The following is a 24,908-nucleotide window of genomic DNA, read 5'->3' on the forward strand; positions in this document are numbered from 1 at the left end:
AGAACAAGTATGAAAAAGTTGACCCTTACGACTCTGACCGCCATGAGCCTGGCCCTACCCGCGGTCGCCGAAGATACGATCAAGATCGGACTGGGTGTACCGATGACTGGTGATCTGGCTATCTATTCCGAATACCTGGGCGCGCGCTGCATGGCGGATATGATCAACGCCGAAGGCGGCGCAGGTGGCAAGAAGATCGAAGTTCTGGTGCAGGATTCCGCAGGCGACACGCAGGCCGCCATTTCATTGGCGCAGAAGTTTCTGGACGAAGGGGTCGTTATGCTGGGCACCACGCCGTTCTCGGACACGATGATCCCGGTGGCTCAGATCGCCCAACCTTACGGCGTTTCCATCTTCCAGCCGCAATCCACGCAGGTCGAGATGCACGCGGGCATCGTCGACAACTTCTTTACTGGCGTCTCACCTGATCCATTCACGGCAACGGCGGCTGCGAACCACGCGCTCAGCGAAGGGGTTAAGAACGTGGTTCTGCTGACCTCGGACGAAGGCGGGTCATGGTCCGCGCGTACCCCGCTGTGGTTCGGTCAAGTGATCGAAGAGGGCGGCGGCAAGGTGCTGGCCAAGATGAATTTCAGCTTTGGCACATCGGACTGGTCGCCTCAGATCGCGGACATGAAAGCACTGGGTGAAGAGATCGATGCCGTTTATATTTCGTCGATCATGCCTGATATCGGTGTACTCGTGCGGCAGCTGCGCAGCGCTGGTATCGACGCCTGGGTGGTCGGCTCGGATGGGTTTGACGATCCATCCCTGGATGCAGTCGCGGCTGATGATCCTGCGATCCTCGAAAAGGTTTTCTTTGCCACGCTGGCCCCCAGCCATAACGAAAGCGCCGTGGTTAAGTTCATGGCCGATTGCAAGGAGTTGGGCCACGACGTCCCCGGTTTGTTCCCGGCCACCGGTGCCGACACGGTCAAGGCCGTTGCCTGGGCGGTTGAAACCTCGGGCAGCAGTGACCCGGCGGTGATTGCGGAAACGATCCGCACAGCGGAGTCGATCCCCGTTCTGACAGTCGACAGCATTTCGTTCAAGGACACGAAAACCTATGCCCAACGCACGATCCCTGTGATTGGCTACAAAGATGGCAAGCGGGTTCTGATCTCGAACGAAATTCCCGAAAACACACCGAAAGACTGGAACTGAGTCAAAAGACGGGGGCGGTTCCAGCCCCCGTTTCCAAACCCATGTTGAATGTTGAAAACCTGATAGTTTCTCACGGTCCGATCGAGGCCGTGCACGGCATCTCTTTCGCCGTGGACAAGGGCCGCTGTGTGTCCTTGCTGGGTCCCAATGGCGCGGGCAAAACCTCGACCATCTCGGCGCTGATGGGTGTGGTCAAGTCCTCCGGCCGGATCACCTTTGACGGGGCCGATGTTTCTTCGCTGCCTGTGGAAGCACGCGTGCAGGCGGGCATGTCCGTGGCCCCCGAAGGACGCCGCATCTTCTCGAACCTGAGCGTCGAGGAAAATCTGGTTCTCGGTGGCGCCACGCGCTCTGACCGCACGGCTAAGGACGCCGATATCGCCCACTGGCTTGAGACCTTTCCAATCCTTGGCGAACGAAGGGACCAGCCAGCCGGTACCTTGTCGGGCGGAGAGCAGCAGATGCTGGCCATTTCCCGCGCCTTGATGACACGACCAAAAATCCTGCTGCTGGACGAACCCAGCCTGGGTCTGGCCCCAAAAATCGTAAGCCAGATCTTCCAGATGATCGAACGGCTGAAAGCACAGGGAATTACGATCCTGCTGGTTGAACAGAACGCAACGCAGGCGTTGCGCCTGTCGGACTACGCCTACCTACTGAACAACGGGCGGATCGTGGCCGAGGGGACGAAGGAAACACTGGGCCAAAGCAGCGCGCTTATGGCGGAACTGACGGGGATCGCCTGACATGGAATACGTGGCCCAGCAGATGATGAACGCGCTTGCCTTTGGTGCGGAATATGCGCTGATTGCACTCGGTCTGGCGATTGTCTTTTCTATCATGGGGCTGGTGAACTTTGCCCATGGTGAGGTGATCGCGGTTGGCGGTTACACGATGGTGGCCTTTGCTGCGCTGGCGTTGAACAACCCCTTTATCGTCATAGGCGGAGCTATCGCGGCTGCGATCCTGATGTCCCTGTTGCTGGAACGCGTGGCGTTCCGACCCGTGCGATACGCAGATCCGACAACCGGCCTGCTGACCGCCTTTGGTGTTTCGATCATTCTACAGAATGTGTTTCTGCTTGCCGTCTCACCTCGCCCAGTGGCCGTGACGTCGCTGTATTTCTTAGACTGGCCCGTGCAGCTTTTGGGCGTTCAAGTATCTTCCCTTCAGGTGTTCGAGGCGGTGACAACGGTGCTGGTGATCGTCGGGCTGATGCTGTTTCTCAAGCGCACGACACTGGGTCTGGCAATGCGCGCTGCCTCGCTGGATTTTGAGATGGTCCGCATGGTCGGCGTCAGATCCAACAGGGTGTTTGCGGTGGCCTTCATGGTGTCGGGCCTTCTGGCTGGGCTGGCCTGTATTTTCATTATGGCGCGGCGTGGGTCGGTTGATCCGCATCTGGGGTTTAACCCAGTCCTCAAGGCCTTCGTGGCCTGCGTCGTCGGAGGATTCGGCAGCCTGCCCGGAGCCGTGCTGGGCGGCTTTCTTCTCGGCGCGATCGAGGTTGCCATGCTAGTCCTGCTACCGCAGGAATATGGCGGTATGAAAGACGCTTTTGTGTTTGGAATCATCGCCCTTGTCCTGGTCTGGAGGCCCGATGGCATCCTGTCGCCTCCGACTGAGAAAGGGGACAAGATATGATCCTGAATCCCAGTCAGAAACGCGGACTGGTGGGCGCTGCGATCCTGGCCGCAGTATTGATCACGATTGGGCTGGTCGTGACCTATTTCGGCTCTCGCTATCAGCTTCGGCTGGTCTACAGCGCCTACGTGAACCTATTGGTTGTTCTGGCCATGCAGGTGTTCATGGGCAATGCGCGCCTAACCAACCTCAGCCACAGTGCCTTCATGGGGATCGGTGCCTATGTGGCCGCAATTTGCGTAACGCCGGTAACAGTCAAATCCATCTCTCTGCCGGATGCGCCATGGGGGTTGAATGCCTTTTCGCTGGATCCGGTCAGTTCGGCCTTGCTTGCCATTGCGATCACCGCCGTTCTGGCCTTAATCGTCGGGCTGTTCGTCGTGCGCCTGACAGGGTCCGGCGTGACCATCTTTTCCCTTGCCGTACTGGTCATCGTGCATTCGGTATTCCTGTACCGCACCGACATTTTCAAAGGGAACCAGGCGTTTTTCGGCATTCCACAGGTGTTTTCACTGACGTCTATCGTGATCTTGTCCGTGTTTGTTGTGTTCATCGTGCGCCTGTTTCGCGAAAGCCGTTGGGGTATCCAGCTGCGTGCCTGCGCCGATGATGAGGTCGGAGCCGCCGCGATGGGTGTGAACATTCGCAGGTTGCGCCTGATTGCCTGGGTCTTGTCGGCCATCCTGCTTGCGGTCGCCGGGATTGCTTACGCCTATTTCCTTGGCACGATTAGCGCGCGGCCCTTCTATTTCAACCACGTCTTCCTGACACTCGCCATGCTGATCCTTGGGGGAATGAGAACGGTTACAGGTGCGGTTCTGGGCACGCTTCTGATCTCGTTCGGGTTGGAATGCGTGCGCTGGCTGGAAACCGGCCCAGTCCTTTTGGGCATCGACCTGCCCGAAGTGCTGGGCTTGTCAGGCATTGCGTTGGGAACGGTCATCGTACTGACTATGGCCCTGCGCCCCGGAGGGATCATGGGTGATCAAGAAATCGAAGACCTGGTTCTCAAAAAACAGGAGTAAGTCATGGGTTGCAACCACACTATTCACAAACACAACCATCATTTCGGCTGGGACAACTCCATCGAACCCGTTCTGAGCGTCGACCCCGGCGAGACCGTCGAGGTCGAAACCATCGACAGCTCGGGCGGGCAGTTGAACGCTTCCTCGACAGTGGCCGACCTGGGTACGCTGTCCTTCGACGCGGTCAACCCGGTCACAGGGCCGATCCACATCAAAGGGGCCCAGCCCGGCGACACGGTTGCTGTGACCTTCCTGGATTTCAAACCCTCGGGCTGGGGTTGGACCGCCAACATCCCCGGCTTTGGCCTGCTGACCGATCAGTTTCCCGAGGCAGCCCTGCGTATCTGGAATTATGACGCCGATGCGATGACACCCGCCCTGTTTGGCCCGGGCGGGAAGGTGCCGCTGAAACCTTTCGTCGGCACAATCGGGTTGGCGCTGGCCGAGCCGGGTCTACATTCTGTCGTTCCGCCGCGTCGGGTGGGCGGCAATCTGGACATCCGCGACAATTGCGTGGGCACAACGCTATACCTGCCGGTGGAAGTGGCTGGTGGGATGCTGTCGTTGGGAGATACCCATGCCGCGCAAGGTGATGGAGAGATTTGCGGCACTGCCATTGAAAGCCCAATGGACGTGGCACTTAAGGTCGACCTCATCAAAGGCGAAAACCTACCTTTCCCAAGATTTGAAACCAATGGCCCCGTCACTCGCCATTTCGATGCTGCCGGGTACAAGGCGACAACCGGCATCGGCGAGGACCTGATGCAAGCTGCTCGCGATGCGGTCTCGGGAATGGTCGATTGGATCGCGGCCACGACGGGGATGTCTGCGCTCGACGCCTATATGCTCTGCTCGGTGTGCGGCGATCTCCGGATCAGTGAGATCGTGGATATTCCGAACTGGACAGTGTCGTTCTATTTTCCGAAATCCGTTCTAGACTAAAGAAAGAAACGACTGTTGGACCCTGATCTGGATCCGCGCTTGAGCCTAAGCGATGTATGAAACTACCGGTTCCGAAGAAAATCTGCACGCGCATGTTCCAATCGAATTTCCCGGAAGTTTAGGGATCGAAAACGATTGATATTGGTAAAAAACTCTACCTACTACACCTTGTGTTTACGGCGATAGCCCCCAAATCCGTCACTCCGCTGCGTCACTCGTTTTGGCACAATTCAGCCGCCAGCCAGATGGCTTGAGCCTTTGTTTCTAAAGGACGCATTTGAGAAGCTAGCCGCTTCTGGGTCAGAAATGTTTGACGTTTGGGTCAGAATTGAATGACGTGACTGACCGATTTATTAAGGTTTTGGCTGTCGATTGAGTCAAATATCAGTGACGTTCCACACTTTTATTGAACGTCAGACGGCTTTGACTTTCGCGTCATAAACTGACCTAACAACCCCTTGTCATACGCCCGCAGACTGTTTCGTTTGATCTGACTTCAGCTAGCATATCAAAGTCCCGCTGTCAGCAGAGGTGCAGAAACAGTTCAGCGCTGACGTTCGATTGGATCTTTGTTAATTGCTGCTTTGCGGACAAAGCCGGGGGTGTGTCGCCCGCCAAACGCAGATCACATGCTAATCGTCGATCGCATTGCGGGCAAAACAGCTACCGGATTACTGTATCAAAAATGCGTTCGCCCTGCTCGTCAATCACCTGCTTTGCCTTGGTGATGCTGAAGCTCTCAGCCTGATCTCGGCTTTCAAAGACATCCGCCCGGATCACCGCATGAGTTTTGCGATCTCCGTCGATGGTCTTTTCAATACGGGCCGAAAGGCGATACTTGCCACCTTCGGCAATCAGGTCGGGGAAGATATCGAATCCTTTGTATCCGACCGGCTCAGGATTCGATTTTTCGCCGCCGCCGAAGAGTTTTGTAAAGAGTGACACGGACCGCCTCCTTTCAGCGTTGCTCGGATCAGAGACTAACGCTGCTCGGGACGGGGTTGAAGCGCGCTGCGTGGTTGATTCACCGGTTTCTCGATCCAATTGTACTCTCGCTGCCAACCCGAAGCACCTAGAGCACCCAGTCATTGCAGGAATCAAGCAGGATTTGTCTGCGAGACAGCCACCATTTGCGAAGATCCCACTGATCGACCAGCACTCAATCAGAAGGCGGTTCACATCACACCCATTCAAAGATGACCACAGTTTGTTGTGGCGCCGCCAGTCATCCAATGGTTGCGAAAACCTGCCAATTGATGCGCTGGTTATTGATAACTGGGATACGCAACAAGAGGGGCAAGGAAAAGACTTTGCTTACCAATTTTGTCAAAAATGCCGTGGTGAATTTCGTTTGCAGTTTGCCTTCAAACAAAAAACAGAAAATAACATCCAGACAAATACGAAAATGATGATCGTGCTTTCGGTTTCTCCAATCTGGTTTGGGCATCGATAACCTGGTCTCTTCGTCCCAGGGACTAACTCGCTTTCGAAACCTCTAAACCTCCCCCTTTCACAAGCAGATCCACAATTTCGTCGACCCCGCTTCTGTGGCGAAGTGACGAGAACAAGAAGGGCCGTCCTTTACGCATTCTTTGCGCATCACGTTCCATAACCTCTAGCGAAGCGCCAACATGCGGCGCAAGGTCCGTCTTGTTGATTACAAGGATGTCCGATTTCGTAATCGCCGGCCCGCCTTTCCTGGGGATTTCCTCGCCAGCGGCGACGTCGATCACGTAGATGGTCAGATCCGCCAGTTCTGGGCTGAATGTGGCCGAAAGATTGTCACCTCCGCTTTCAATCAAGACAACGTCGAGATCCGGATGACGTGTCTGCATTTCGGCGACTGCGGCCAAATTGATCGAGGCGTCTTCGCGAATTGCTGTATGCGGGCAACCACCCGTTTCGACGCCGATGATCCTGTCCCGCGGCAGGACCTGCATGCGCATTAGCGCTTCGGCATCTTCCTGCGTATAAATGTCGTTGGTTATAACGCCCACCGAGCAGACATCGCGCAACGCCTCAGACAAGGCGGCGGTTAAAGTGGTTTTTCCGGCGCCTACCGGACCACCAATACCTACGCGAAGCGGGCCGTTCATACTCGTCATGTGCGGAATATCCTCGAATATTGTGTTTCGTGTTTCATGGACGCGATGTCCGCCAAAAACGTGGTAGAGCTTAACTCGTCCAAACTTGCCTTTTGTGCTCTTTCAGCAATCTGGGAACACAGCGGTGTCAGCTGGCGGATCAGCCTTTGAGCATCAGTCTGTCCCAGTGGCACAAGGCGCGTCGCACATGCGACAAGGTTGCTTGCGAATGCTTGCAGAAACATCTTGGTCGTCAACAGCAAGGGAAGGTTTTGTAGTCTTGCGGCCCGTCCAATCGAGACAGGGTAGGTGAACTGTCCAAGGTCCAATTCCCAGACACCTTTGGTGACATTTCCGAAGGCCTGTCCCAGCAAATCGGTTTCAATGAGCCTTTCGGATGTCGCGCAAAAAGCCCGCGCCGTGACATCGACGTTGATCAATTCATCTTTGTCCAGCGCATTGAAGGCCGCCACGACGAACAGAGCATCATTCCACCCAGAGCCATTTTCCAGCACATCTGAAATCCAGGCTTCGGTTTCTTGAGAATTCGCGACAGTTCCCCGGTCAATCGCTGCCTCAAGCCCGTGAGAGTAGGCAAATCCCCCCACAGGATAGGCGGGTGACAACCATTGTGTCAGCGTCAGGATGTCGGCGTCAGTGGGTGTGGCCATGGGTCCTGCCGTGGCCATAGGCTCCGCCTTCGGGGGTAAACGGCTCGTGCACCCCTCGCACGGTAGCCCCTATTTTGAAAAGCATGTCTCGGATAACGTGATCGACCTGGATCAACAGGCGATCCTTTTCGATCTGGCAAGGCGTATGGCGATTGCCGATATGCCATGCGATGCGTGTCAGGTCCGGGGCAGTTACCTCCAGCAAAGCTTCGGGTGCAGCCTGTATTTCCACTTCGCGACCGTCATCCAAGATTAACGCGCCGCCGTGGTTCAATGAGGTCGTTTGTGCCAGATCGATGAGGATCTGCTCGCCACTTTCACAGGTAAGAACCTTGCGGCGTAAAAAGCGGTCATCATAAGTCAAAGACAAGCAGTCTGTCGGATCGCCGTGTGTGTGATCCGAATATTGGCGGGCGGTGCAGAGCAGGGCGGTCATGCCACCGCCTCCTCTGCATTGGGAACGATTAGAGCCAGATCGAATCCGCAAAGACCCGATGCACGATCCGTTCGCGCGTCAGACCACGGTTTTTCAGCTCTTCGTCGCTCAGCGACTGCAGAAATTCGACTTGCCTGACACGCGATTGGGCTTGGGCCACGCTGATCAAAGCCGAGTAGATGGATGACCCGATGGATGCGATCAGACTGGGCAGCGAAAAGCGTGAGTTTGTCTGTGTTGCTGAGTGTGCCATTTGAACCCTCGTAAACGGTGGTCCTCCCATGGGGTTTAGTATTTGTCATGTCGGCCTCACTTAGTAGAGCTTGTTTGGTCATTTCTGCCTTGCATGTGCCGCAACGCAGCACACTTTTTGATCAGAATAAAAAGTATCGCTGTGTCATGGGCAGCGTTTCGGCGGGTTGGCAGGTTAGCAGTTCGCCATCTGCCCGGACCTCGTAGGTTTCGGGGTTAACTTCGACATGCGGCGTCGCGTTGTTCAGCAGAAGATCCTGCTTGCCGATCTCACGCGTGTTTTGGACGGCGAGGGTCTGCTTTGCCAATCCCAGTGTATCACCGATCCCATCCGCATGGGCCGCCTGCGAGACAAATGTGATCGCCGAGTTTTCCACCGACCGTCCGTAAGCGCCAAACATTGGGCGACTATAAACCGGCTGCGGTGTAGGGATCGACGCGTTGGGATCGCCCATCTGCGCGCAGGCTATGGTGCCGCCCAGCAGAACCATCTCGGGCTTCACACCGAAGAAGGCCGGGTTCCAAAGGACAAGGTCAGCGCGTTTGCCTTCTTCGATACTACCAATCTCGTGGCTCAGGCCATGTGCAATGGCCGGGTTGATGGTGTATTTCGCAATATAGCGGCGGACGCGAAAGTTGTCGTTCTCACCGGTTTCTTCGGGCAGACGCCCGCGCTGTTTCTTCATCTTGTCCGCGGTTTGCCACGTGCGGATCAAAACCTCTCCGACCCGACCCATGGCCTGACTGTCTGACGCGATAATGCTGAATGCGCCCATGTCATGCAGGATATCCTCGGCCGCAATCGTCTCGCGCCGGATACGGCTTTCGGCAAAGGCCACGTCCTCGGGGATGGATTTGTCGAGGTGGTGACAGACCATCAGCATATCCAGATGTTCCTCGACCGTGTTCACGGTGAAGGGCCGCGTCGGGTTCGTCGAAGACGGCAGAACGTGGTTCTCGCCGCAGATCTTGATGATATCCGGGGCGTGGCCACCGCCCGCACCTTCGGTGTGGAAGGCGTGGATTGTGCGACCCTTTATGGCCGCCACGGTGTTTTCGACAAAGCCTGATTCATTGAGTGTGTCGGTGTGGATCATAACCTGTACATCCATCGCGTCTGCCACCGACAGGCAGCAGTCGATGGCGGCAGGGGTGGTGCCCCAATCCTCGTGCAGCTTCAGAGCGCAGGCACCGGCTTTGACCTGCTCTTCAAGAGCTGCGGGCAGCGAGGCATTGCCCTTGCCTGCAAACGCTAGATTCATCGGAAAAGCATCAGCCGCTCGCATCATCCGCCCGATATGCCATGGGCCAGGGGTGCAGGTGGTCGCCAACGTTCCATGCGCCGGACCGGTGCCGCCACCCAGCATGGTGGTCAAGCCGGAATGCAACGCGTCTTCGATCTGTTGCGGGCAAATGAAGTGGATATGACTGTCGAACCCACCTGCGGTCAGAATGCGACCTTCGCCTGCAATGATCTCGGTACCGGGACCGATGATGATGTCCACGCCGGGTTGAGTGTCGGGGTTCCCAGCCTTGCCGATCCTGGCGATACGCCCTCCTTTCAACCCCACATCCGCTTTGTAGATGCCGGAGTGATCGACGATCAGCGCGTTGGTGACCACCGTATCCACCGCCCCTTCGGCTCGCGTGAACTGAGATTGCCCCATCCCATCACGAATGACTTTGCCACCGCCGAACTTGACCTCTTCCCCGTAAACGTCTTCGCGGTGGCCGGTTTCGCTGAAACGGGCAGCCGTTGCGCGCTCAACAATCAGATCTTTCTCGACCTCGATTATCAGATCCGTATCTGCCAATCGTACTTTGTCGCCGACCGTGGGGCCGAACATGGAGGCATAGTCACTCCGGCTGATCTTGCCCGGCATCTTTCAAAGCCCCCATGATGTGCATATTGAAACCGTAGATGTGACGGCGCCCGTCATATGGCACCAGAATAACCTCGCGAGTCTGACCCGGCTCAAATCGCACGGCAGTACCTGCCGGGATGTCTAGTCGCATCCCTAAGGCTGCGTAGCGATCGAAATCCAAGGCGGAGTTCGCTTCGGCAAAATGGTAATGGCTACCGACCTGCACGGGCCGATCACCGGTATTGGCGACAACAACAAGACGACTGCTGCGTCCGGCGTTAAGCGTCAGTGAACCCTCGGCGGGTATGATCTCACCCGGGGTCATTTTGGCAGCTTCATTATCACCGTGATGGCGATGACCGCGATCAACGCCAGCCCAGCTGCGAGCAGGGCATAGTCACTGCTATGAGCGTGAACATGGGTGTCCGAATGGGCCACGGCCGGACTAGCCAGAATAAGAGCGGGAAACAGCATGCGGTACATGGGAAACTCCTCTGAAGTTTAACGAATAGGGTTATGAACAGTCACAAGCTTGGTGCCGTCCGGGAAAGTGGCTTCGACCTGCACCTCGTGGATCATCTCGGGCACGCCTTCCATGCATTGGTCGCGGGTGATCACTTCAGCCCCGGACTGCATCATGTCGGCGACTGAACGGCCGTCGCGCGCGCCCTCGACCACGGCGTCGGTGATCAGGGCGATAGCCTCGGGGTGGTTCAGTTTGACGCCGCGGTCCAGCCGTTTGCGGGCGACCTCGGCGGCCATGGCGACCAGCAGTTTGTCTTTTTCACGAGGTGTCAGGTTCATGTCAGAGCATCCAGCATCGGGGGAGGGTGTCTTTGTTCAGTTTGCGAAGAACCGGAATTAACGTCCGGCGAAGGGTAAAGCTGTTTTCGGCCAGAACCCGCGTGACGAGCAGGTCACTGCCGAGCAGGGTCGCCCCGGCGTCCTCGGGCAGCAATTGGCGAACAGAATCCAGATGACCCTCCGCTGCCTTCGACGCAAAGACGATCAGCGCCATCGCACCCGCGTCGTTCGCAATATGCGGCCGGGACAAATGCTTGTGCCAGTCACCAGAGAATCGAATCGCATCCAAAAACACTGGCGTCCCTGCGCGCCGAATCTCAATCCGGTCGCGCAAACGAATGTTGGTCAGCGTCTCACCCATGGCGGCGCGACCGAAGATCAGCGGCTCGACCATCAGCATCTCGGCATCCGGTGCAATATCAATCCTGAGGCGTCGATCCAATGCGCTGCCATTGAACAGAATGGTCTCTTGCGGCAACCAGTTCAAACGGGCCCCAGCCCCGGCCGTCAAAAGATTGGTAATCTGGCCACATTCGGCGGGTTGGGCCTTATAGGCCCGCTCGCAGGCTTGAGTTGTCAAGGTCAGCGCCGTACCTTCCGCAGCCTTGCCAGAAAATCGGAACGAATCCCCTCCGGTTACGCCGCCTGCAGTATTTAGAAGAACCGCATCAAGATCAGGCGTCGTGGTTCTGGGAAACAGGCATTTAAATGACCCGGACTGGCGAAACGTGTCCAGCACCGTCTTTTTGCCCAGCTTCTTGGTGCTCAGGCTGACGGCACCTGCAGCACGTGGCGGCACTGCGCTGTGCGTGGGCAATATGACTGCAGCTTGTGTAATAGGGCACCTTTAGAGCGTCGGATCGTGCCACTTGTTTCTCTGTTGAGGCGTCGGAACTCTAATCTACAGTGTCGAAATCTGTATATTTCCATGTCGTGTGGCTAAATTTTAGACAGTGGTGTCAGCGTGAGGTCAAAAAATGGGCACATCTCACTGATTTCCAGAATTGAGGCAAACGTACGTTGCCAAGCATGCTGCAATGCAGAAACCGTATGGGTGCCACCGCGGAAAGAATTCGTAGGGTGTGTGACGGCTGCGCGAATTGGACCTCGATCACAACCGCCACACGGAACGCAACAACAGTTGCGGGGATCACGTAGATGAATAATGCGCAATTGCGCAAGCCTTCTCTGCTGGCCTCGCCAGGAGAATTAGATGAAATCGCTCAAATCCACGCTCGCCGGATCAGTAGTATTTGCTGCCATGGCCACCGCTGCGCTGTCGGCCGAAGACACTATTAAGGTCGGAGTACTGCATTCGCTCTCGGGTACGATGGCAATCTCGGAAACGACGCTGAAAGACACGATGCTAATGCTGATCGATCAACAAAACGCCAAGGGCGGTTTGTTGGGCAAGCAGCTTGAGGCCGTTGTAGTGGATCCCGCATCGGACTGGCCTTTGTTCGCGGAAAAAGCGCGTGAGCTTCTGACTGTGCATGAAGTTGATGTGATTTTTGGCAACTGGACTTCGGTCAGTCGTAAGTCAGTCCTGCCGGTGATCGAAGAACTGAACGGCCTTCTATTCTATCCGGTACAGTATGAGGGTGAAGAAAGCTCGAAAAACGTCTTCTACACCGGAGCGGCCCCGAACCAGCAGGCGATCCCTGCGACCGACTATTTCCTGGAGGAACTGGGGGTCGAGAAATTCGCTCTGCTCGGCACGGACTATGTCTACCCCAGGACTACCAACAATATCCTTGAAAGCTATCTGAAGCAGAAGGGTATTGCTGATGACGATATCTTCGTCAACTACACGCCTTTCGGCCATTCCGACTGGTCCAAGATCGTGGCTGACGTGGTCGCGCTGGGCGCGGATGGCAAAAAAGTCGGTGTGATCTCGACCATCAATGGTGACGCCAATATCGGGTTTTACAAGGAACTGGCAGCGGCTGGTGTATCGGCAGATGACATTCCGGTCGTGGCCTTCTCGGTCGGTGAGGAAGAACTGTCCGGTCTGGATACCACGAACCTCGTCGGTCACCTTGCCGCTTGGAACTACTTCCAATCGGCCGACACTGACGTCAACGCAGAGTTCGTTGAGACATGGAAAGCCACCATGGGTGATGAACGCGTGACCAACGATCCGATGGAAGCGCATTACATCGGCTTCAACATGTGGGTAAACGCCGCGACCGAGGCCGGCACGACCGAAGTCGATGCTGTACGCGCGGCGATGTACGGGCAGGAGTTCCCGAACCTGACCGGTGGCACTGCTGTGATGTTGCCGAACCACCACCTCGCCAAACCGGTTCTGATCGGCGAGATTCAGGAAGACGGCCAGTTCGATATAGTCAGCGAAACCGACGTCGTGCCTGGTGACGCCTGGACCGACTTCCTGCCGGAGTCGGCGGTGCTGGTCTCGGATTGGAAAGAGCTGGGTTGCGGTATGTACAACACCGAGACCAAAACCTGCGTTCAGACCCTGTCGAACTACTAACCGACACGCAAGGCGGGTTTGTTCGCCCGCCTTGCCACAAGAGACATTCGGGTTTCACCACATGGTACGACTATTCCTTGCGGGCCTCGCAATTCTGTGCGCCTGCCTGACCGCCAACGCGCAAGAGGCCGATCTGCAACCGATCCTGCAAGAACATCAGGAGATCATCGCCAAAAGCTCGCGCAAGACGATCAAACCAGCGATCGATGCAATTGCATCGAGCGGCTTGCCTCAGGCGCAAGTGATGCTTGAGACGTGGGCCGCCAAGAATATGTGGATGCGCAAGTCTGACGGTCTGTTCTTTTCTGGCCAGAAAGGTGAGGGGCGGTCGTATGAATTGACCGACTTCGACACCGGAGAAGTCGTCGGCACGTTCGAGAAAACCGAGCTTAAGCAGTTGAAACCCAACAGCGGTATCCGCGCGATGATCGGAACGGCTTTGGTGCAGTTCCAGTTGACCGATCCAGACCGCGCTCGGCGACAGGCTGCGTTGCAATCCATCCAACGCGATCCCGAGGGGGAATTGTTGGATCCACTTCGCGCGTCAATTGACGACGAACCCGATGCGGATTTGAAGGCGCAGAAGCAGCGGTTGGAACGGTTGTTGACCATTGGGTATGACACCGATACCGGCGCGCGTGTGGCTGCGATTGAAGAGATGTCCGACGATCTGGGCGTCGATGTTCGCGCGGCCCTGAACCCTTTGGTAGTGACCAACCGACAGGCCGCTGCCACGCTGCCCTCGGACATGAATATCGCCGCCGTGCTGCAACCCGACTCGGATGACCTGTCGCGCGACGCGGCTTATGATCTGCTGGTTGCCAGCGATCTGGTCGCACCGCGTGTTTCGGCAGACGACATTCGCGCCGCTCTGGCCGCCAATATCGACCGAGGTCGCGTGGAGGGTGTTCCGGTTGCGCAACTGAGCTCCGCCGCTGCCCGCGCGCAGGCGTATGAGGCATTGGCTGAGGCCGGGGCCGTCCCGGCCTTGATCACGGAAGCCGACATCGATGCAGCACTTGCCGCGCATGTGTTCTTTGATACCTACGCGGAGCCTTCGCCCGACGTGACCGCCGCCGCCGCGCATGCATTGGAGCAGATTGAGTTGAAGGTCGGCCTGAACCAGACCCTCGACCTGACGCTGGACGCGATTTCTCTGGCGTCGATCTATTTCCTCGCCGCCATCGGCCTGGCGATCACCTTCGGCGTGATGGGCGTCATCAACATGGCCCATGGTGAGTTCATCATGATGGGCGCATATACCGGCTACGTGGTGCAGCAGTTCATTCCCAACCATACGCTGTCGGTCATCGTCGCCATTCCGATGGCCTTTGCCGTAACCTTCGCCATGGGCGTCGCGATGGAGCGGCTGGTGATCCGCTGGCTTTATGCCCGTCCTCTCGAGACGCTGCTGGCGACGTTCGGTATCTCGATTGCGCTGCAACAACTGGCCAAGAACATCTTTGGAACGCAGGCCCGCCCACTGACCGCACCCGGATGGTTGGATGGGGCGTGGGTGCTGAACGATGTGGTCTCGATAAGCTACATTCGCATCGCGATCTTTGTGCTGGCGATGATCTTTCTGGGGCTGTTTTTGTACATCATGAAACGCACCCGGTTGGGGCTTGAGATGCGCGCGGTGACGCAGAACCCGCGTATGGCGGGGTCGATGGGGATCAATCCGGGGCGCGTGAATATGCTGACCTTCGGATTGGGCTCGGGTATCGCCGGGATCGCCGGGGTTGCGATTGGTCTGTTCGCTAAGGTCACCTCGGACTTGGGCAGCGACTATATCGTTCAAAGCTTCATGACCGTGGTTGTCGGCGGCGTCGGCAATATTTGGGGTGCGCTGGCGGGTGCCGGAATGATCGGCTTTCTGCAAAAAGGGATCGAGTGGATGAACCCGTCGAACACTCTCGCGGCCCAAACCTACATAATCATCTTCATCATCATTTTCATCCAATTCCGGCCGCGGGGCATCATCGCCCTCAAAGGTCGCGCCGCGGGGGATTGAGCCATGGATCGTAGCTTTGTCGCCAAGAACCCCTCGGTGCTGGTCTTTCTGGCGATCCTGTCTCTGTTTACCCTGGGCGTGACGATCCTGTCCGAAGGGTTCGGGATCGGCGTAATTTCGACCAGTTTCGTCAAAACGCTGGGCAAGACCCTGTGCCTCTGCCTGATCGCAGTGGCGATGGATCTGGTCTGGGGCTTCACCGGCATCCTGTCGCTAGGTCACTTCGCCTTCTTCGGGCTGGGGGGCTACATGATCGGCATGTGGTTGATGTACGAACGCACCCGCCTGATCGTGGTCGACTCGCTGGGACAGGCCGAAATTCCACCGACTTCAGCCGAGGTGGTGGACGCCATCGGCATACAAATCTTTGGCGTTGTCGGATCGTCGGAATTTCCGTTGATCTGGGCGTTTTCCCATAGCCTGACACTGCAACTGATCCTGATTGTGCTAGTCCCCGGTCTTCTGGCGCTGATCTTCGGATGGTTGGCCTTCCGGAGCCGCGTCACCGGTGTGTACCTATCGATCTTGACACAGGCGATGACGTTGGCACTGGCCCTGTACCTGTTCCAGAACGACAGCGGATTGCGCGGTAATAACGGCTTGTCCGGCCTGCAGAACCTGCCAGGTGTCACCACCTCGCAGGACGTGGTGTCGATCTGGTTCCTCTGGGCCTCGGCGCTGGCCTTGGGGCTGGGCTATATGCTGGTCGTGTGGCTTGTGTCGGGCAAGTTCGGATCGGTTATCCGTGGCATCCGCGATAACGAGGCGCGAGTGCGGTTCCTTGGCTACTCGGTCGAGGTCTACAAACTGGCTGTCTTCACTCTTACCGCCTGCATCGCGGCCATTGCAGGTGCGCTCTATTACCCGCAAGCAGGCATCATCAACCCCGAGGAAATGGCCCCGATCGCCTCGATCTATCTGGCCGTCTGGGTCGCCATCGGTGGACGGGGCCGCTTGTACGGCGCGGTGATTGGAGCAGCTTTTGTCAGCCTTCTGAGTACGTGGTTCACGGGCGGGCAGGCCCCGGATATTCCGCTTGGATTTTACACGATCAAATGGGTCGACTGGTGGCAGGTGCTATTGGGCGTAACTTTCGTGTTGGTTACGCTATTCGCCCCGCAGGGCATCGGAGGATTGTTCGACTTGTGGACCGACCGCCGCCACCCGGACAGGCATGGAGCGAATCTGGGACCGGATGACGGAGCCCTGCGAGAGAAGGAGGCCATCGAATGAGCACTTTGCTTGAAGTTAGCGGCGTTTCGGTCACTTTCGACGGTTTTCGTGCTATCAACAACTTGTCGTTCCAGATCGGCGAGGCCGAGCTTCGCGTCGTGATCGGCCCAAACGGGGCAGGCAAGACCACATTCATGGATATCATCACAGGTAAAACCCGGCCCGATGAAGGGCGTGTCATTTGGGGAGAGAAATCCCTATCTTTATTGGGACTTTCCGAAGCAAAAATTGCGCAGGCTGGGATCGGGCGGAAGTTTCAGAAACCAACGGTTTTCGAAGACCAGACCGTGCACGAAAATCTGCTGATGGCGCTTCAGAACAAACGTGGCTGGCTTCGTGTGCTTTTCTATCGAACCTCCACTGACGATTTGCAGAAAGTTGAAGATCTGGCCGTCGAAATCGGCCTGCATCATGACCTAAGCCGCAAGGCTGGTGAACTGAGCCACGGTCAAAAACAATGGCTGGAAATTGGCATGTTGCTGGCCCAAGAGCCACGACTCTTGCTGGTGGACGAACCTGCCGCCGGCATGACACCGCAGGAGCGCGAACACACCACCGACTTGTTGTTACAAGCCGCCAGAACCCGTGCCGTTGTCGTGGTGGAACACGATATGGAATTTGTCCGGCGCCTGAATTGCAAAGTCACGGTTTTACACGAAGGGTCCGTCTTGGCTGAAGGCAGTCTTGATCACGTGACATCGAACCAGGACGTCATCGACGTATATCTAGGGCGCTAAACAATGCTGAAGCTGACTGATCTGACTCTACATTATGGGCATTCGCAAATCCTCAACGGAGTTTCCATGGAAGCCAGACAAGGTGAAGTGACTTGCGTCATGGGGACCAATGGTGTCGGGAAAACCAGCCTGATGAAGGCAATATCAGGTACGCATCCGCGTTCGGCTGGCAATCTGGAACTGGACGGGGAAACTTTGGGCGTTCTGCCTGCTCATCAAATGGCATGGAAAGGTGTGACCTATGTTCCACAAGGTCGCGAGATATTTCCTTTGCTCACAGTTCGCGAAAACCTTGAAACGGGGTACGCCTGTCTGCCAGCCAGCGAGCATTTCATTCCAAATGAAATTTTTGACATGTTCCCGGTTCTCAAGCAGATGCAAAACCGGCGCGGAGGTGACCTTTCTGGTGGTCAGCAACAACAATTGGCAATCGCGCGGGCACTGATAACGCGACCACGCCTACTGCTGTTGGACGAGCCGACCGAAGGTATTCAGCCCAACATCATCCAACAGATAGGCGAAGTCATCCGGCACCTCAGAACCAAGAGCGGAATGGCAATCATTCTAGTGGAGCAATACTTTGACTTTGCCTATGACCTTGCCGACAGATTTATCGCGTTGCGACGCGGAGAAGTCCTAATCAACGGCACCAGGGAAAACGTGACACGCGATAGGTTGTTGCAAGCCGTAACAGTCTAGCGCTGATACCCGAAATTTGTTTCAGGGTTGAAGAATGAAACGCAAAACTTGGCTTAATTTAGGCTCGGGATATGGTTTGATCCTTTGAACACGTTCAATTGAAACTATATTTTCTTCCGAAATCCCGTCGTTCGATGTCTCCTGCCTTGAAGGGCAAGTACTCACGATCAGATGAACCCCGCTGATCCGAGAAAGGAGAAAGACTATGAAACCAATCAAGTCACTCGCAGTAGCGGCAGTCACAATCGCGTCGCCTAGTTTTTACGAAATTGGACGCTGGAGTGATGAGGACCCAGATGGGTGACGAAGCAACCAGAAAGTTGTTCACGTAACAACCGTTCAGCAATGTCCAATGGCTTTTATCTGAGGCCTTCCCTCTGAGAACTCAAAACCTGACATTTAGCCGGGACGCCGCGAATGTCTCGAAGGAGCCCAGAGCAGACTAAGTGATATTTAGTCTTAACCTAATATCACTCATCCCTGAGGAGTGTACCAAATTGGTGATGTGTAGGCCCGCTCCTGTATCGAGCGCGGTGCTTCGTCTGGGGTCTCCGTTCCGAACACCTTTGCATCGTATGTCGTCCAACGCGGCGTTGGTATTGCCAGCACTCTGACATAGTAAAACGCGCTTTGCGTCGGGTCGAAGTTCGGGTCTTCCCAATATCCGGCGAGAATTGCCTGGCCGATGTCATTTGTCCAAGACGCGTTTTCTACATCCACCGTATTGCCAACCGGGCCGTCACACGCCGCGTTTAGAAGTTCACGCCCGCCACAGGCAACATCATAAACACGTTCCGACGTTGTGCCGTCACTGTTCAGCCAGCCTTTGACAACCTGAATACGGTCGAGGTTGGCCCCATCGGGGTCACGGAGCGCACGGATGAGAAGGCGCGGAGACCGACCGTCACTATCCGCTGGCAAATCCGCCCCCATCGGTACGCCATTTTCATATCCATACGCGGCAAAATCCGCACGTGGCAGGTCTGTTTCGTCGAATTCAAATCCGGCAAAAACGCGAATACGCATGTGCGGCCCCGTGGTTGCATAGACTTCTTTCCGAGCAAAAGCATCCCAAATGGCCTCGCGGGTGTTTTCCCTTGCCCAAACGGCCGCCAAACCGGACGCCGAAGTCTGCCATGCATATTGGGCAACACTCTCGTCACCACCAATACCGCCGACGACCTCTTCAAATCGGATCGGGTCAGCAGTAGGTTCAACAGCCGCGACTTTCCCGAAGAAATTGTCCTCGCCAACCGTGGACAGCGATGTATGAGCATCAGTTGAGCCGATCACGCCAAACTTGAACGGGTTTGTCCCTGTTTCCGCCTCGTATCCAAGCCCCCGCCGCAATGCTGCCCGTGCATACTCGCGCGGAAGCATCTCCGGTGTCTTGGGCTCCGGTCCAAGTTGTCCTTTGTCCCACGTTTCGAAGTCAGCAAATTCATCGTCTGGCGACAGCATGGGATGTGCTTCGCCGTCACCTTTCATTTGCGTGATTTCGTAGATCGGTTCCCACTTGGCACGCTGTTTGAAATACTCAACATCGAACGGTTCGCCGGACAAGCGCACTTCGTCAAACATCAACCCGTTGGACAAATTGCCATTGTGCGGGATCGCGAGCAGCTTTTGGCCTGTTGTCTCTTCGGCTTGTTCCATCCATGCCCAAAGGTCTTCGGGGTCGAAGCTATCAAAGTTCGAGAACGGGATGATCTTGTCAGCGCCCTCTTTGCCACCGTTGAATATGACATTCCTGTGCAGGTTGTTCCGCTGTGGGTTTGAGGTCCACTCGAACCCGATAAGCGCAGTAAACAAACCCGGTTGATTGTGTGCCTCAGCGGCGGTGGAAATGTTGCTCCACGCTGTTTGGTAAATCTCCTGATAATCCGCCAATGGGTCTGTGCCAGTGGACTTGGCTTGGCTCCAAATCGACCATGCGCCAACGGGATCACCGGCCTCGACAGCCGCGTTCAGTTGCTGGCCAAACTCCGTGGAGAGCAGCGTGGCGTCTTTGGCTGAGAGCAGCGGCGCAAGACCAAGGTTCTCGGCGTGATCGGCAATAACCAGAAAATCCAATGGTCGGCGCAACCTCGCTTCGATACCGGTGCTGGATGTAACGACTTCGCCTTTGGCAAACCTGTACGCTTCATCAGGGCCAAGTACATTCCCGATCATACCGGCATCGGCAGAGTATGATGTATGCAAATGGGTGTCGCCGAAAAAGACCTGATTAGGGAAGTTTTGTTGTGGGTATGGGGAATACTCTCTTTCGCCGGGTTGAGTGCTTGGGACGTCCTCGGCATACGCGGCAGCAGTAAACGCAACAGTCAAAATAGATGCTAAACGGAACATTTCGTAACCTCATATTTTGTTCAAACCTTACAACGCTCAATACAAGTAACTATGACGCATAATCTGAACTCTATTCGTCCAGCACGGCCGCCGCTCAATAAATCTCTGCGAACGATGGCTGCGACCCCAAAGCGGCGTACACGCAACAACTAAAGCACACACCTGTATCGAAGTCTCAAATTGAAAAGGTATTTTAGCGTGGTTTGCTTGCGAACGTTGAGGTTTGATCAACTTTTTGCAGTTTGACGACGCGCAATCTCCTGTCGAATTAGGTCTATGTGCAAACGTGCATCATATGCTCCCTGACGGTATGCGAGCGGCAGATTCAGATTTGCAAGGGCGGTGTCCACGTTTTCGATATTTTTGGCGACTTCTTCAACCTCAGTTGAGGTCTGTGCCTTGCTGAGTTCCTCCTCAAGCGCCGTGATACGCTGATAAAAACGCCAGACCCGGCGCTTTTGAAACTACACGTAACTGGACGGGACGATCCGTAAAAACGGTACTAAGAACAACAAAGGCAACAGCAATAACAGTACGCTGCCAAACTGCGCTGCGATCCAATATGGCAAGACGCCATGCAAAAAGTTTGGCCCCGAGTTTATGAGTTCTGTGGCAATTTTGTTCAGTGGTACAGGCGGTGAAGCCGTGTTCGGATACTCGCGCGCACTTTGCAAAATATTAGGTTCGCTGTGAATGTTCTTTGCTGCATTCACTAACCTATCGGTTACTGCAGGGTGCAGATCGGATGCGGCGATAAGTGAAGCTCGCAATGCTAAGATCTTGACGTCCTCTGGTGGTCTCGGAGGGTCAAGTGTGATTGATCCTGCCGGTACAGTTACCGAATTCGCTCCGGAAAGTTTCAATGCAAGGGCATCGACCAAAGCCATAGGGACGAATATGATTTCTGGATCAAAAATTGCATCCATAAGGTAAGGTGCATCTAGTGGAGCGACAAACAACGCCGCATCCGCTTCGTTGGCATATAACGCCTTTATCGCATCATTGCCCCCGACATCGACGAGGTTTATGCCGACATTTTGCAACTCGGCGGCCTCAATTAGCGCTAAAGCGGCGGCGCGAGTACCGGACGCCTTGGTTCCTGCAGCTAAGCGAATGTCTCCCCATTCTCCTGCATTGGCCCCGACTGGACTAGACTTTCCGCGGAACACCACCATAGGTTCAAGAAAAATGGCGCCCAAAGACTGTAAGTTTTCGTCCTGAGGAATTTTCAGGCCACCCTGAACAAATGCGGCATCCACTTCGCCAGAAACAAGTTTCTGAATGTTCTCAACGGCCCCCTCGGTTTCAACTAAAATTACCTGAATGCCGTCACGTGCAAGTTCTGCTTTGTAGAGTTGTCCAACTTGCCAATATCCGCCGCCGCTTATGCCAGCAGCCAGCTTAATACTGGTGGGCGGTTTCAAGCCAAAGATTAGAAAAACAAGCAACCCGATAAACATAATCGGAAAGAGAATGAAAAGAGCTAAGCGCATTTATTCTCACATTCAGATGATCGGAACCGATAATTCGTTCTCATTTGATAGCAGTCTTTTTGCTAACGAGAAACCGATCACAGTGGGTAGCACTCGAAAGTTCGAGCTCTTCGGTTCAAGTATCCCTGAAGACTTAGTTGGTAGCGCAAAAAACCAAGAGCGCTTGAACGAGGTTGAAATCAAAAAACTGGCCGCCTAAGCAACGGTTTATCCTATCGCAAACCAGAGTTTTAGTTTTGTCTTTTTTGTCGGCAATGTCCGCGAGGCAGCCTTTCGCACTCGTTCCAATGAACGGCCATCACTCAACCGGAGATGGCTTCACATAAAACCGCTACTGCGATGTTCGCGGATTGCTATGGCACATTCCTCAGCTTTGGGTTGCGGATAGCAGGTGATTCAATTGAACTTTTTGCGTCCGTACTGTGCTTCAATCATGTTGACTGAAAGATGAGGATTGCCCACTTCTAAAGCAGTCAGATAGGAAACCTGTCGCAAGCTCTACTCAAACAACAAAGCGCCGTTTAGGTCAAAATGCATCGGGAACATTGCGCGCAGAAATCGAAAAACAATTCTCATTGCTTCGTCGCGATCAAATGAATCCGGGTGGAGTAGGTAATCGGTCCACATGCCTTCCAGCATTGCGAGTGTGCCGTGCGTGGCATCCCTAGCAACTTGATTAGGGTGTTCGGTTCCAGCTTCTTTCGCAATTCGAGCGAAAGCGTTGAAAACCAGATTACGAAGCTTAGCATCGCGGGTATCTGAAAACGCAGCGATTGCTGCTCTGTTTCGGGCCTCGCCACGAAACGCGTACCAAATGGAAACGGTTTTCTTATTGAGAATGGCCTCACTCAAGTCGCCCCGAACAATCATCTCGATATGCTCCTGCCCGGTTTGCCCGGTCGTTTCCAACAAGTCATAAATTCCATTGTAGTATTGTTCGGAAGAGTGGCGGGCGGCTTCGTCAACCAAGTTATCCTTGCCGCCAAAATGAAGGTGAATCATGCCACGGGATAGCTCGGCACGTTGAATAATTTCGCTGACTGAGGTCTCGGAAATCCCTTTCTCTGCGACCGAGTCGAGTACTGCCTCGATCAGGGAAAGGCGATTTCGTTCGCGTATTTCTTGTCGTCTTCCAGTCATTTGATCAGGTGTCTCTGTTTGTTTTCAGTCTCTTGCGGTGTTCTTTAGTGGCCGGTGTGAAATTGGCCAGCCCCGGTGGCGAAATTATCAGTTGACACAACTAGTCCAAAAATTCCAGATTTAAATGGACGATTGTCCATTTTGTTATCGACATGTCGCGCCACCGAAAACGAAGTTCAGCAGGGAAGCATGGCCGGAGTACTAAGAAGTGAAACGGGCAAGGGCCTGGCACTGAGCGCGCCTGCGACGCTTTATGTCGGCCTGCTTGTGGCTGTTCCGCTTTGCATTCTTGTCGCCTACAGCTTTTGGACCCAGACCTATGTCGAGATTGACCGCAAACTGACGTGGGCGAATTACCAAGAGGCGTTTACCGACCCGCTGGTTCGGCATCTGATGATCCGTTCGGTCGCAATTGCGGGTGCGGTGACATTGGCGACGGTTTGTCTGGCCTATCCGATTGCCTACTTCATCGCGTTTCGGACACAGAAGAAGACCCTCTGGCTGTTGCTGATCACAATTCCCTTTTGGAGCAGTTACCTTCTGCGCGTGTTCAGCTGGAAGCTAATTCTTGGCTTCAACGGGGTGCTGAACTCAGCGCTGATTTCACTTGGTTTGATACAAGAGCCACTGACATTCCTGCTCTACAACGAGTTCGCCGTCGTCCTGACTCTCGCCCACGCTTGGGCGCCATTTGCGATCCTGCCGATTTATGTGTCGCTGCAAAAGATCGATCGCAGCCTGTTGGAGGCTGCAACGGATCTAGGTTGCAGCAAACTCGAAAGGTTTGTCCGCGTGACTCTGCCCCTCACAGTTCCGGGTATCATCGCGGCCTGCCTGATCATTTTCATTCCCACGGTGGGCGATTACGTCACTCCAGCCTTGGTCGGAGGTTCGCAGGGCAAAATGGTAGCGAACTTGATCCAGGTGCAGTTTGGCGCCGCCAACAACTGGCCGTTGGGTGCAACCCTGTCTCTGCTTGCCATGCTTTCGGTTGGCTGCGTTGCAATCGTGTTCGTGGTGGCCGTCACCGCATTGGGCCGGAGGATCAGATGACCAAGGTCATTCGTATCCCATGGTTGGCTGTTTACGCGATCGCCTATCTGGTGTTTCTGTATCTGCCAGTTCTGCTCTTGCCGCTGTTTTCGTTCAATGACGGAACCATCGTGGCTTTCCCTCTGAAGGGTTTTACGCTGAAATGGTACGCGCAGTTGGGTCAGCAGGACACGCTGCTACAGGCTATGGTGAATTCTCTGATCGTCGGCAGCGTGACTGCCCTGATGGCAACATCTCTGGGCCTCTTCGCAGCTCGCGCCTATGTTCGGTATCGTTTCGCGGGGCGTGAGTTGTCTGAGGGACTGGTCATGCTTCCACTGGTCATTCCCGGCATCATCGTGGCCAGTTCGATGTTGGTTCTGTTCATCAGCATCGGCTTGAAACCATCGCTGACCACCGTGATCCTCGGGCATGTGTTCGTGGCGTTGCCCTTTTCCGTATCTATCATGAAGTCTGCATTTGACGATTTCGACCAATCCTTGGAGGAGGCTGCATTCGATCTTGGTGAAAGCGTCGTGGGAACGTTTCGGCGCGTCACTCTGCCAATTGTCGCACCAGGCATCATCGCCAGCCTTTTGGTCACGTTTACCGTGTCTTTTGACGAGTTCGTCCTGGCCTTTTTCCTATCCGGGAACAGCCCGACATTGCCGGTCTATATCTGGAGCCAAATTCGCTTTCCGGCAAAGCTGCCCAACACGTTGGCGCTGGGATCTCTGCTTTTGCTGTCTTCCGTTCTGCTGTTGTTGATTGCCGAATACTTCCGCCGCCGTTCCATCCAATCCTCCGATTGAAGCCAAAGGAAACAAGTA

27 protein-coding genes are annotated in these 24,908 nt (G+C 55.3%); 14 read left to right on the forward strand and 13 right to left on the reverse strand.

The window, feature by feature from the left end:
- Positions 1–9 precede the first annotated feature (9 nt).
- From G7G_RS0101010 to G7G_RS0101030, 5 genes are read left to right on the forward strand one after another with little or no spacing between them, the layout of a single operon-like run.
- Entirely contained in the window at positions 10–1,164 is a 1,155-nt protein-coding gene (locus tag G7G_RS0101010; protein WP_010437441.1) for an ABC transporter substrate-binding protein, read from the forward strand.
- A 41-nt stretch (positions 1,165–1,205) separates the two neighbouring features.
- Complete coding sequence (locus G7G_RS0101015) at positions 1,206–1,910, forward strand: ABC transporter ATP-binding protein (protein ID WP_010437442.1); 705 nt, start codon at positions 1,206–1,208, stop codon at positions 1,908–1,910.
- A gap of 1 nt (position 1,911) precedes the next feature.
- Entirely contained in the window at positions 1,912–2,808 is an 897-nt protein-coding gene (locus tag G7G_RS0101020) for a branched-chain amino acid ABC transporter permease (protein WP_010437443.1), read from the forward strand.
- Positions 2,805–3,833, forward strand: a complete 1,029-nt coding sequence (locus tag G7G_RS0101025) for a branched-chain amino acid ABC transporter permease (RefSeq protein ID WP_010437444.1) — start codon at positions 2,805–2,807, stop codon at positions 3,831–3,833. Before G7G_RS0101020 ends, G7G_RS0101025 begins: the two co-directional genes overlap by 4 nt.
- 3 nt (positions 3,834–3,836) lie before the next feature.
- A complete protein-coding gene (locus G7G_RS0101030; RefSeq protein WP_010437445.1) occupies positions 3,837–4,775 on the forward strand; it encodes an acetamidase/formamidase family protein in 939 nt (312 codons plus the stop codon).
- Positions 4,776–5,438: 663 nt separating this feature from the next.
- Here G7G_RS0101030 and G7G_RS0101040 read toward each other — a convergent pair.
- Positions 5,439–5,720, reverse strand: coding sequence for an HlyU family transcriptional regulator (locus G7G_RS0101040; RefSeq protein ID WP_010437446.1), 282 nt, complete (start codon positions 5,718–5,720; stop codon positions 5,439–5,441).
- 70 nt (positions 5,721–5,790) lie between these two features.
- Between G7G_RS0101040 and G7G_RS0101045 the strand changes: the two genes are divergently transcribed.
- Positions 5,791–6,228 carry a hypothetical protein gene (locus G7G_RS0101045; protein ID WP_010437447.1) on the forward strand — a complete coding sequence of 146 codons (438 nt, stop codon included), beginning with the start codon at positions 5,791–5,793 and terminating at the stop codon, positions 6,226–6,228.
- Positions 6,229–6,250: 22 nt separating this feature from the next.
- On the opposite strand, the gene ureG is transcribed toward G7G_RS0101045, so the two are convergent.
- From ureG to G7G_RS0101090, 9 genes are all read right to left on the reverse strand, one after another.
- On the reverse strand, positions 6,251–6,880 hold the full coding sequence (gene ureG / locus G7G_RS0101050; protein WP_010437448.1) for an urease accessory protein UreG: 630 nt from the start codon (positions 6,878–6,880) through the stop codon (positions 6,251–6,253).
- Entirely contained in the window at positions 6,877–7,530 is a 654-nt protein-coding gene (locus G7G_RS0101055) for an urease accessory protein UreF (protein ID WP_010437450.1), read from the reverse strand. The genes ureG and G7G_RS0101055 overlap by 4 nt, the downstream gene beginning before the upstream one ends.
- On the reverse strand, positions 7,514–7,966 hold the full coding sequence (ureE, locus tag G7G_RS0101060) for an urease accessory protein UreE (RefSeq protein ID WP_010437451.1): 453 nt from the start codon (positions 7,964–7,966) through the stop codon (positions 7,514–7,516). Before ureE ends, G7G_RS0101055 begins: the two co-directional genes overlap by 17 nt.
- A gap of 28 nt (positions 7,967–7,994) precedes the next feature.
- On the reverse strand, positions 7,995–8,219 hold the full coding sequence (locus G7G_RS0101065) for a hypothetical protein (protein ID WP_010437452.1): 225 nt from the start codon (positions 8,217–8,219) through the stop codon (positions 7,995–7,997).
- 121 nt (positions 8,220–8,340) lie between these two features.
- Positions 8,341–10,101 (reverse strand): urease subunit alpha, encoded by a 1,761-nt coding sequence (gene ureC / locus G7G_RS0101070; protein WP_010437453.1) that lies wholly within the window; start codon positions 10,099–10,101, stop codon positions 8,341–8,343.
- A complete protein-coding gene (locus G7G_RS0101075) occupies positions 10,076–10,408 on the reverse strand; it encodes an urease subunit beta (RefSeq protein WP_010437454.1) in 333 nt (110 codons plus the stop codon). Before G7G_RS0101075 ends, ureC begins: the two co-directional genes overlap by 26 nt.
- Positions 10,405–10,566 (reverse strand): hypothetical protein, encoded by a 162-nt coding sequence (locus G7G_RS24330; protein ID WP_010437456.1) that lies wholly within the window; start codon positions 10,564–10,566, stop codon positions 10,405–10,407. Before G7G_RS24330 ends, G7G_RS0101075 begins: the two co-directional genes overlap by 4 nt.
- An 18-nt stretch (positions 10,567–10,584) precedes the next feature.
- On the reverse strand, positions 10,585–10,887 hold the full coding sequence (locus G7G_RS0101085) for an urease subunit gamma (protein ID WP_010437457.1): 303 nt from the start codon (positions 10,885–10,887) through the stop codon (positions 10,585–10,587).
- 1 nt (position 10,888) lies between these two features.
- On the reverse strand, positions 10,889–11,686 hold the full coding sequence (locus G7G_RS0101090) for an urease accessory protein UreD (RefSeq protein WP_010437458.1): 798 nt from the start codon (positions 11,684–11,686) through the stop codon (positions 10,889–10,891).
- Positions 11,687–12,100: 414 nt separating this feature from the next.
- Between G7G_RS0101090 and urtA the strand changes: the two genes are divergently transcribed.
- The 5 genes from urtA (at position 12,101) to urtE (ending at position 18,064) form a co-directional block, all read left to right on the forward strand.
- Positions 12,101–13,381, forward strand: coding sequence for an urea ABC transporter substrate-binding protein (urtA, locus tag G7G_RS0101095; RefSeq protein WP_010437459.1), 1,281 nt, complete (start codon positions 12,101–12,103; stop codon positions 13,379–13,381).
- Positions 13,382–13,442: 61 nt separating this feature from the next.
- Positions 13,443–15,395: an urea ABC transporter permease subunit UrtB gene (urtB, locus tag G7G_RS0101100; RefSeq protein ID WP_010437460.1), complete on the forward strand. Its 1,953-nt coding sequence runs from the start codon at positions 13,443–13,445 to the stop codon at positions 15,393–15,395.
- A gap of 3 nt (positions 15,396–15,398) precedes the next feature.
- Positions 15,399–16,628, forward strand: coding sequence for an urea ABC transporter permease subunit UrtC (gene urtC / locus G7G_RS0101105; RefSeq protein WP_010437461.1), 1,230 nt, complete (start codon positions 15,399–15,401; stop codon positions 16,626–16,628).
- On the forward strand, positions 16,625–17,365 hold the full coding sequence (gene urtD, locus G7G_RS0101110) for an urea ABC transporter ATP-binding protein UrtD (protein ID WP_010437462.1): 741 nt from the start codon (positions 16,625–16,627) through the stop codon (positions 17,363–17,365). The genes urtC and urtD overlap by 4 nt, the downstream gene beginning before the upstream one ends.
- A gap of 3 nt (positions 17,366–17,368) precedes the next feature.
- Positions 17,369–18,064 carry an urea ABC transporter ATP-binding subunit UrtE gene (urtE, locus tag G7G_RS0101115; protein ID WP_010437463.1) on the forward strand — a complete coding sequence of 232 codons (696 nt, stop codon included), beginning with the start codon at positions 17,369–17,371 and terminating at the stop codon, positions 18,062–18,064.
- A gap of 474 nt (positions 18,065–18,538) precedes the next feature.
- Here urtE and G7G_RS0101120 read toward each other — a convergent pair whose 3' ends face one another.
- Positions 18,539–20,413 (reverse strand): DUF3604 domain-containing protein, encoded by a 1,875-nt coding sequence (locus G7G_RS0101120; protein ID WP_010437465.1) that lies wholly within the window; start codon positions 20,411–20,413, stop codon positions 18,539–18,541.
- A 464-nt stretch (positions 20,414–20,877) separates the two neighbouring features.
- On the reverse strand, positions 20,878–21,906 hold the full coding sequence (locus G7G_RS0101125) for a TAXI family TRAP transporter solute-binding subunit (protein ID WP_010437467.1): 1,029 nt from the start codon (positions 21,904–21,906) through the stop codon (positions 20,878–20,880).
- A gap of 16 nt (positions 21,907–21,922) precedes the next feature.
- Between G7G_RS0101125 and G7G_RS0101130 the strand changes: the two genes are divergently transcribed.
- On the forward strand, positions 21,923–22,105 hold the full coding sequence (locus tag G7G_RS0101130; RefSeq protein WP_029621594.1) for a hypothetical protein: 183 nt from the start codon (positions 21,923–21,925) through the stop codon (positions 22,103–22,105).
- 299 nt (positions 22,106–22,404) lie between these two features.
- On the opposite strand, the gene G7G_RS0101135 is transcribed toward G7G_RS0101130, so the two are convergent.
- Positions 22,405–23,046 (reverse strand): TetR family transcriptional regulator C-terminal domain-containing protein, encoded by a 642-nt coding sequence (locus G7G_RS0101135; protein ID WP_010437470.1) that lies wholly within the window; start codon positions 23,044–23,046, stop codon positions 22,405–22,407.
- Between the two features lie 189 nt (positions 23,047–23,235).
- Here G7G_RS0101135 and G7G_RS0101140 point away from each other — a divergent pair, with 189 nt between their 5' ends.
- Positions 23,236–24,099 carry an ABC transporter permease gene (locus tag G7G_RS0101140; protein WP_010437471.1) on the forward strand — a complete coding sequence of 288 codons (864 nt, stop codon included), beginning with the start codon at positions 23,236–23,238 and terminating at the stop codon, positions 24,097–24,099.
- Positions 24,096–24,890 (forward strand): ABC transporter permease, encoded by a 795-nt coding sequence (locus G7G_RS0101145; RefSeq protein ID WP_010437472.1) that lies wholly within the window; start codon positions 24,096–24,098, stop codon positions 24,888–24,890. The genes G7G_RS0101140 and G7G_RS0101145 overlap by 4 nt, the downstream gene beginning before the upstream one ends.
- Positions 24,891–24,908 lie beyond the last annotated feature (18 nt).

It is taken from the genome of Ruegeria conchae (assembly GCF_000192475.1).
Lineage (GTDB): Bacteria > Pseudomonadota > Alphaproteobacteria > Rhodobacterales > Rhodobacteraceae > Ruegeria > Ruegeria conchae.

Excerpts from the sequence above, each read along its gene's own strand:
- G7G_RS0101010 (WP_010437441.1), top strand. The coding sequence starts at position 10 with ATGAAAAAGTTGACCCTTACGACTCTGACCGCCATGAGCCTGGCCCTA.
- G7G_RS0101015 (WP_010437442.1), top strand. The coding sequence starts at position 1,206 with ATGTTGAATGTTGAAAACCTGATAGTTTCTCACGGTCCGATCGAGGCC.
- G7G_RS0101020 (WP_010437443.1), top strand. The coding sequence starts at position 1,912 with ATGGAATACGTGGCCCAGCAGATGATGAACGCGCTTGCCTTTGGTGCG.
- G7G_RS0101025 (WP_010437444.1), top strand. The coding sequence starts at position 2,805 with ATGATCCTGAATCCCAGTCAGAAACGCGGACTGGTGGGCGCTGCGATC.
- G7G_RS0101030 (WP_010437445.1), top strand. The coding sequence starts at position 3,837 with ATGGGTTGCAACCACACTATTCACAAACACAACCATCATTTCGGCTGG.
- ureG (WP_010437448.1), bottom strand. The coding sequence starts at position 6,880 with ATGACGAGTATGAACGGCCCGCTTCGCGTAGGTATTGGTGGTCCGGTA.
- G7G_RS0101055 (WP_010437450.1), bottom strand. The coding sequence starts at position 7,530 with ATGGCCACACCCACTGACGCCGACATCCTGACGCTGACACAATGGTTG.
- ureE (WP_010437451.1), bottom strand. The coding sequence starts at position 7,966 with ATGACCGCCCTGCTCTGCACCGCCCGCCAATATTCGGATCACACACAC.
- G7G_RS0101065 (WP_010437452.1), bottom strand. The coding sequence starts at position 8,219 with ATGGCACACTCAGCAACACAGACAAACTCACGCTTTTCGCTGCCCAGT.
- ureC (WP_010437453.1), bottom strand. The coding sequence starts at position 10,101 with ATGCCGGGCAAGATCAGCCGGAGTGACTATGCCTCCATGTTCGGCCCC.
- G7G_RS0101075 (WP_010437454.1), bottom strand. The coding sequence starts at position 10,408 with ATGACCCCGGGTGAGATCATACCCGCCGAGGGTTCACTGACGCTTAAC.
- G7G_RS24330 (WP_010437456.1), bottom strand. The coding sequence starts at position 10,566 with ATGTACCGCATGCTGTTTCCCGCTCTTATTCTGGCTAGTCCGGCCGTG.
- G7G_RS0101085 (WP_010437457.1), bottom strand. The coding sequence starts at position 10,887 with ATGAACCTGACACCTCGTGAAAAAGACAAACTGCTGGTCGCCATGGCC.
- urtA (WP_010437459.1), top strand. The coding sequence starts at position 12,101 with ATGAAATCGCTCAAATCCACGCTCGCCGGATCAGTAGTATTTGCTGCC.
- urtB (WP_010437460.1), top strand. The coding sequence starts at position 13,443 with ATGGTACGACTATTCCTTGCGGGCCTCGCAATTCTGTGCGCCTGCCTG.
- urtC (WP_010437461.1), top strand. The coding sequence starts at position 15,399 with ATGGATCGTAGCTTTGTCGCCAAGAACCCCTCGGTGCTGGTCTTTCTG.
- urtD (WP_010437462.1), top strand. The coding sequence starts at position 16,625 with ATGAGCACTTTGCTTGAAGTTAGCGGCGTTTCGGTCACTTTCGACGGT.
- urtE (WP_010437463.1), top strand. The coding sequence starts at position 17,369 with ATGCTGAAGCTGACTGATCTGACTCTACATTATGGGCATTCGCAAATC.
- G7G_RS0101120 (WP_010437465.1), bottom strand. The coding sequence starts at position 20,413 with ATGTTCCGTTTAGCATCTATTTTGACTGTTGCGTTTACTGCTGCCGCG.
- G7G_RS0101125 (WP_010437467.1), bottom strand. The coding sequence starts at position 21,906 with ATGCGCTTAGCTCTTTTCATTCTCTTTCCGATTATGTTTATCGGGTTG.
- G7G_RS0101130 (WP_029621594.1), top strand. The coding sequence starts at position 21,923 with ATGATCGGAACCGATAATTCGTTCTCATTTGATAGCAGTCTTTTTGCT.
- G7G_RS0101135 (WP_010437470.1), bottom strand. The coding sequence starts at position 23,046 with ATGACTGGAAGACGACAAGAAATACGCGAACGAAATCGCCTTTCCCTG.
- G7G_RS0101140 (WP_010437471.1), top strand. The coding sequence starts at position 23,236 with ATGGCCGGAGTACTAAGAAGTGAAACGGGCAAGGGCCTGGCACTGAGC.
- G7G_RS0101145 (WP_010437472.1), top strand. The coding sequence starts at position 24,096 with ATGACCAAGGTCATTCGTATCCCATGGTTGGCTGTTTACGCGATCGCC.